At 35.9% G+C, this 7,161-nt stretch carries 3 protein-coding genes; all 3 read right to left on the reverse strand.

The window, feature by feature from the left end; translation table 11 throughout:
* Window positions 1-792: 792 nt before the first annotated feature.
* The 3 genes from CXF76_RS00035 to CXF76_RS00045 all read right to left on the reverse strand — a co-directional run bounded on the left by CXF76_RS00035 (window position 793) and on the right by CXF76_RS00045 (window position 6,582).
* Window positions 793-3,939, reverse strand: coding sequence for a DEAD/DEAH box helicase (locus CXF76_RS00035; RefSeq protein ID WP_010552907.1), 3,147 nt, complete (start codon window positions 3,937-3,939; stop codon window positions 793-795).
* A 426-nt stretch (window positions 3,940-4,365) separates the two neighbouring features.
* Complete coding sequence (locus CXF76_RS00040; RefSeq protein ID WP_010552908.1) at window positions 4,366-5,328, reverse strand: transcriptional regulator; 963 nt, start codon at window positions 5,326-5,328, stop codon at window positions 4,366-4,368.
* A 15-nt stretch (window positions 5,329-5,343) separates the two neighbouring features.
* On the reverse strand, window positions 5,344-6,582 hold the full coding sequence (locus CXF76_RS00045; protein ID WP_007583176.1) for an AAA family ATPase: 1,239 nt from the start codon (window positions 6,580-6,582) through the stop codon (window positions 5,344-5,346).
* Window positions 6,583-7,161 lie beyond the last annotated feature (579 nt).

Consider the following 7,161-nt stretch of genomic DNA (forward strand, 5'->3'; position numbering starts at 1 on the left):
TACGAAAGATCATTTATTTTTATTCGGGTTGATTTAAACAAATCAAATTATGGGCATAAAAAAAGCCAGTTCAAAATGAACTGGCTTAATCATTACTAAAATTAGTAATCAAATAGGGGGAAATCAACATAAAACCTGTATTAACTGCAATTAATCAACAAGCATAATAGTAGACGCCGCTCTTTGAATTAAGTTCATAAAAAGATCAAAACTTTTAAAATAAAATTGAATGCTAAATTTAGGCATAAAAAAAGCCAACTCAAAATGGGCTGGCTCAATCATTACTAAAATTAGTAACTAAATGGGGGGAATCAACATGAAAACTTGTATTAACTGCAATTAATCAACAAGCATAATAATAGACGCCACTTTTTTAATTAAGTTCATAAAAAAATAAAAAATTTTAAAATAAGTGCTGCTCGCTAAATTTTGGGCATAAAAAAAGCCAACTCAAAATGGGCTGGCTCAATCATTACTAAAATTAGTAACTAAATGGGGGAATCAACATGAAAACTTGTATTAACTGCAATTAATCAACAAGCATAATAGTAGACGCCATTTTTTAAATTAAGTTCATAAAAAAGTAAAAACTTTTAAAATAAGTGCCGAACGCTAAATTTTAGGCATAAAAAAAGCCAACTCAAAATGGGCTGGCTTAATCATTACTAAAATTAGTAACTAAATGGGGAATCAACATGATGCTTGTGCTAACTGCAATTAACCAACAAGCATAATAGTAGACGTCCGCTTTTTAATTAAGTTCATAAAAAGATCAAAACTTTTTAAATCAATTTAGTTTTTAATTAGCGATAACATTTGTTGTTCATCAAACTTTGTAAAGCTCATTGATTTATCAGTAAATAACGCATCTACAAGGGCCTGTTTGTCTTGTTGCATTTTAAATACTTTTTGCTCTATTGAATTACTCATTATGAGCTTATACACAAATACAGGGTTAGTTTGGCCAATACGGTAAGCTCTATCAGTCGCTTGTTTTTCTACAGCAGGGTTCCACCATGGATCAAAGTGAATAACTGTATCGGCTTGTGTAAGGTTAAGGCCTGTACCGCCGGCTTTTAAGCTAATTAAAAACACAGATGTTTTACCACTGGTAAACTCGTCGATTACTTTATCTCGGTGACGCGTTTGGCCCGTAAGCATACTAAAGTTAATGTTTATTTCTTCGAGGCGTTGGGCTATTAAATCAAGTGCCGATGTGAACTGACTAAATATAATAATTTTACGACCGAGACTTAACATAAGCGGTAAGTGTGTTGTTAACCATTCAAGCTTAGCGGAGCCTGCTTGAGTGTCTGGATCTATTAATTTAGGGTGGCAACAAATTTGCCTTAACTTTAAAAGTGCCTCTAAAAATGCAAGTTTACTTTTTTGTGCGCCTTGTTCGGCAAATAAGTCTATTAGCTTCTCTTCTAATGAACGTGTAATACCTTGATACATTTCTTTTTGCTTCGGCTCAAACTCAAACTCTTTAGTTAGCTCTGTTTTTTCAGGCAGCTCTTGCGCTACTTGTGCTTTTGTGCGGCGCATTATAAAAGGCATAATTAACGCTTTTAACTGCTCAGCTCTCTCCATATCAGCTTCACGCTCAATAGGCGTTTGAAAGTGCTGCTTAAAGTGGGCTTGAGACCCAAGTAACGATGGCATAGCAAAATCGAGTAACGATTTAAGCTCAAGTAAATTATTCTCGATTGGAGTACCACTTAAACAAAGTTTAAAGTCGGCATTTAAGCGTTTAACTAATCGCGAAACCTGTGCGGTATCGTTTTTAATGTATTGTGCTTCGTCGAGGATTATATTTTCAAAATATAATGGCGAATAATATGCAATATCACGCTTTAAAAGTGGATATGTAGTAAGTATACACTGCGCTTGCGCTAAGTGCTGTAAAGGATCGTTACGATTTGAACCAAAAATAGTGGTGACTTTTAAGCTTTTAGCAAACTTAATAATTTCGTTTTTCCAGTTACTCACCAAACTAGTTGGACACACTATAAGTGTAGGGCCTGCTTGCGGGCGGTTAAATGTACTGGCTAAAAATGCAATAACTTGCAAGGTTTTACCCAGGCCCATGTCATCAGCTAAAATACCACCTAATTGGTGACGTTTTAAAAAGCTAAGCCAGTCAACACCTTGCTGTTGGTACTCACGAAGTGTTACTGAGTCATTTAAGCCATGTAATGAAACCTTAGTAATTGCTTTATCGGGACTATTTAGCTCTTGTAAGTATAGCTCTAATGAGTCGTCGTGAAGCTCTACGTTTATAGCAGTGTGCTTTACTAATTCAGGTAAATACGAAAGCGGAATATTAAATTCGTCTCGTGTTTTTACAAATTCAAAACGCTCTTTAAATTCATTTAATAAGTTAATTGCTGACTTATTAATAACCCCAAATTCACGACCAAGCGGATAGTAGTAAAATAGTTCACTTTGGCGATTTAATGACTGATATAGCGGGTCAGTATTAGTAAACAACAGCGATGCCTTAGCATCACATAGCAATACTTTGCAGTGCATTTGATGCCCTGCTGCGCGGTGTACATGTAAACTAACTTCACACTGCGGATTAGGACTCGTTACTTTACTTACACTTACTTGCCAACCGCGTTGCTTAAAGCCAGGGAATACTTCGTATATTAGCCAATGCAAATGGATTGAAGACTGCTTTGTAAATACCAGTTCACTTTGTAAACCCCCTTTACAAAATTCAAATCCTAAGTTAATTAGCTCGTTAGTTACAGTATTTTCAAATGCACTATTAATCGTACTTGCAGGTGCAGCACCTGCTAAATAGTTTTTATTTTTATACTTAAATAACAACGAAAGAGATAAACCTTGATCGCCCATAGTTACTTTTAAAACAGCATTACTAGAGATTTTAGGCAATGTTGGCTGTAAATTAGTAGGGTGGGGTATTACACCTGCACCAAAGTTATCGGCAAGCTGCTTGTATATTCTATCAAAGTTAGCGTCATGCAAAGCAGGCATAGTTTGTAAATGTGCTATTTCGTCTGCACTCAATGGAGTGCGAAGACGGCCCGCTTTTAAATGATCTAAATCGAGGTAGGTAGGTGGTGTTGTTTTTAATAAAGCCCAGTTTTGTGTTTGCTCAAGCTTAATAACTAATTGTGAGAGATCTTTATCTTGCTCCCAACTAAAACTTAATGCTTGGCCAGATTGCGCTTTAATTGGCACTCGAGAACGCTGGAAAAACAGGCGTTCTGTAGCTATCAACTGTTGTAAGGCACTAAAACCCCACTGGCCTTTTAGCTCAATACTTCCCACTGCATTTTGTGAGCGTATCCAACTAAATAATCTAAAATCACTTTCGAGTAAGTCACTCGGCGTTACAAAACTATTTAACTGCTGCTCGGTCAGGTTTCGACCTAACGTGTAATTCTTTTTAGTCTCAACATTCGCTATTTTAGGTGTTAAGAATACTTTGTTATTTTCAATATCTAATACAAATAATAATACTTGCGATGGCGTATTTTGATCACCACTTTTAAGTGCGCTTAATTCGCTAAACCAGTCATTAATAAAGTAATCTTCGCCATATTCACCAGAGTGCTCTATTTTGAGCTTAAATAAAATAGCAGCTAAATGTCGGCATTTAGTTTTTGCATTACACGTACAATGCGTATCAACAGAATAACCAGTTGGTACTTTACTGATCTCAATACGTTGGTTAAACGATGATCCATTATCCACTTGTACAGTAGAGTCGACTACAGAAAAATTAGGGGTGTGTTCTAGCCAAGTAATTTGACCTTTCTTGTAATATTCTTTTCCTTTATCTAAAACATTTTCACGGAAAAGTTTTTTAATAAAGCGTTCAGACAGAGGAAACTGGGTAGCCTGCTCATTTTTAATTTCTTCAAAAATAGCCATTAAATCATTTTTTGATAAGTTAGCAGACATGTCACTCTAAGCATTAAATTTTAAAAATAATCCTGCCAGTATATGCCTTATGTGCTCTGAGCTAAAGCACTATTAACAAGATATAAACTGGTTGGAGCTGATAACTTAGTAAAAAATCGGTTTGTAAGTAAAAATAAGCATCCAATTTTACAAAATAATATTTAAAACAACTGCAATGGTAGAAGTTACATATAGTTAGAAACATAAAAGTAAGCATTACAGATCACGATTTTACTAACAATAATAATAAATGAAGGAATGTAGCTAAAAAGAGGAGATTAGTTAGTAAAAAAGTGATCTTGAGGAAGGAATATGATTATTTAAAGAGGAAATAGGCTAGTAAAGATCAGATTTTTACTAACAAAACAATCTGCCAGATCACTATTTAACTAAGTAAATATGCCTGACAGATCATTATTTAACTAACTAATTAAAGGCACTTAATAACTTAGTTAATTGCTCTAAGCGCTTGTCTGTCATTACTTTATTATCAATTTTGATAGAGACATCACCGCTTTTTAAATTGCGTTGTACCGATATGAAGTTATTTTCTAGTACAGCTTCGCGCTTAACAGCTACTTGTGGCTCTGAAGTTAGGCATTTAGTGATCGCCATTGCACGCTTGTCGTCGCTTGTAATCGCATTTAACTCTTCATCACTAGCAAGGGCACTAACAAGTTGATTAAACGCCTCTTCGTCTCGCTCCTTTGCGCTAACAAGCTTTTTAGCGACTTCGCGACCTACGTGATTAGCAGTCGGGTAAAGTGCAATGACATCAGCAGGAATTTGCTCATAAGCTTTAATTGCATCTGCAATTGCAGTATGCGATACACCTTCTATCGCGGCAATCTCTCTATAAGATCCTTTTTTACCTTGCTCAATAAGTTCATTTTTAGTTTGTTGGTATGCTTGGCCAAGCTCCCATAAACTCGGAGCAATGTATTGATCTGAAGATACCGCTAAAATTTTTGCATCTTGATCAGTAAAATCGCTTGAACTAAGTACTAAATAATCTGCGTTACCTAAAATACAGGCCATACGACGACGTGAACCTGCCAGAACTAAACTTTTGTCACCTTGATCCCAAAGTAGCGCAGGATGTTGATTTCGGCCATCTTCACGAATTGCAGGAAGAATGTCTGATACTGACTTTTCGTTTAGAAGTGCCTGTACACGACGATTTTTGCCATATACACCAGTGGTAGATTCAATATCAGCATGTGCGATCACTTTACAAACAAGCGTAATTTGACGAGCAGGGTCGCTCGGTGCAGGCATTCTAATTACATCGCCAGCATTCGCTTGTTCTAGTAATGCATCAAGACTACTGCTGCCTACAGCAGTTGCAAATGGATCTAAGCGGGTGTCATTTTTACGTTTTTTAGCCATTTTTATTTAACATCCTTACTTAGGGGTATTGAGTGTTGATTGAGTTGACTGCCAATTTGAACGAATAAGCATTTCTAGCTCATCGACCACATCTTTAATATTTTCTTGAGCGCGCATTAATGACTCACGACTTGCTAAGCTGTCTGATGCTTTTTGATCAAAAATAGTGTTGAAAGACGATGAACTAGCGGTAATCGCGGAGCTGTGATTGATTGGGTAGCTCATTACTTGGCGACCAAATGCACTACGAACATCTTTAACGATATCGCGCTGTGAGTGATTACCTTTCACATAGTTGGTCACTAAAAATTGCATAAAGTCCCAGCCCTCATGGCCAAGTGCTGCAACTGTATGGTAAATCTCACCTAGTCGTTTCAAATATTTGTTATTAGCATCAAAATCTACAGCTTCTGGATGAACAGGAATAAGCATCGCAGTAGAGGCCATTAATGCATTATAAAACATAAAGTTAAGGGTAGGTGCGGTGTCAATTAAGATAATATCAAACTCGTCTTTAACGGGGTCAATTACTTTCTCAAGTAACTTGTGGTAATGGCGAGTTTGCTCATAATTTGAGGTATCTTTGAGCAATGTTGCCGTTTCGTGCTCAAAGTAAAAGTCATCCATACCCGATGGTAATACACGAATATTTGGGATATGCGTTGGTAAAAATGAGTTAGACACAAATTCAGGCCATGTTTCACCCTCGTCTAAATCTATGCAATCACGCATTAAATCACCAACAGTAATCGGGTCGTGCTCACTTGAAGGAAAAAAGCTTGAAGAAGAGCCTTGTGGGTCTAAATCTATAATACCAATGCGATAACGTTTAATATTTGTAGTTGCAAGCGCTGCCGCTATATTAACCATACTGGTAGTTTTACCGCAGCCGCCTTTGAGAGAATTAATTACAATAACTTGCAGTTTGTCATCACCAGTACGATGATCTGGTTTAATGTCCATAATATCGGCCATAGCAAAAATATTTACTAATGTGTAAGCATAGTGACCGTTAGCACCGCGTTTTATGTTTAAATCATCGAAGTCGCCATTATCATGACGTCTTTTTAAAGTACGATTATTACAACCTAATAAATCAGCAGCTGCTTTTTGTGTATACGTTCTTAATTCTTTTTCTTCTGATTTAAGATGAGCACGGTAGTGCTGAATACGTCCTTCTAATGATTTTTCAGCAACTTCAGCTGTGGCTTTCAAAAGCCGATAGGTACTTAATGCGTTATTGTTGATAGACATACTTTCTTCCTCAAAGTTAGGCAGTTAGTATAATGTCCATTCAAATAGCTGTAAACAACTATTTAAGACGACATGCATTTTAAAAACAAGACATCTAAAAATATTTTTACACCTTTAATATTGCTTAGTATAAATAAAGAAGTTTAAAGGTGGTTAAATATATAAGGTAATAAAGGTTAAGGGTGTAAAATCAGCACATAACATTATGATTTATATGAATAATGTTTTAAAAAGCAGATCAGGTTTATACTTGGTTAAGATCAGATCTTTATCTACCTGCGGATCAGCTTTTTACTAAGGTCTATTTTAAATATAGAGTTATGCACAGGTTACGCATGAAGTTATGAACAAAAAGAGCCCTGCGGATCAGTTTTTTACTAAGTAAATTATAAAGTTATGCACTAGTCGCAACATAAAAATACGCTTTTAATTAGTATAGATCTGATCTGTACTTGGTACAGATCAGATCTATCCTAACTCGGTAAGGCTTTATCCACAGGGGAATATATTTTTTGGTGTATTTGTCGTGCTTAATTTTAAAATTAAGCCATTGTAATGGACAAAATAACAGCTGAGTTA

The organism is Pseudoalteromonas sp. 78C3, assembly GCF_002836695.1.
GTDB classification, from domain to species: domain Bacteria; phylum Pseudomonadota; class Gammaproteobacteria; order Enterobacterales; family Alteromonadaceae; genus Pseudoalteromonas; species Pseudoalteromonas arctica.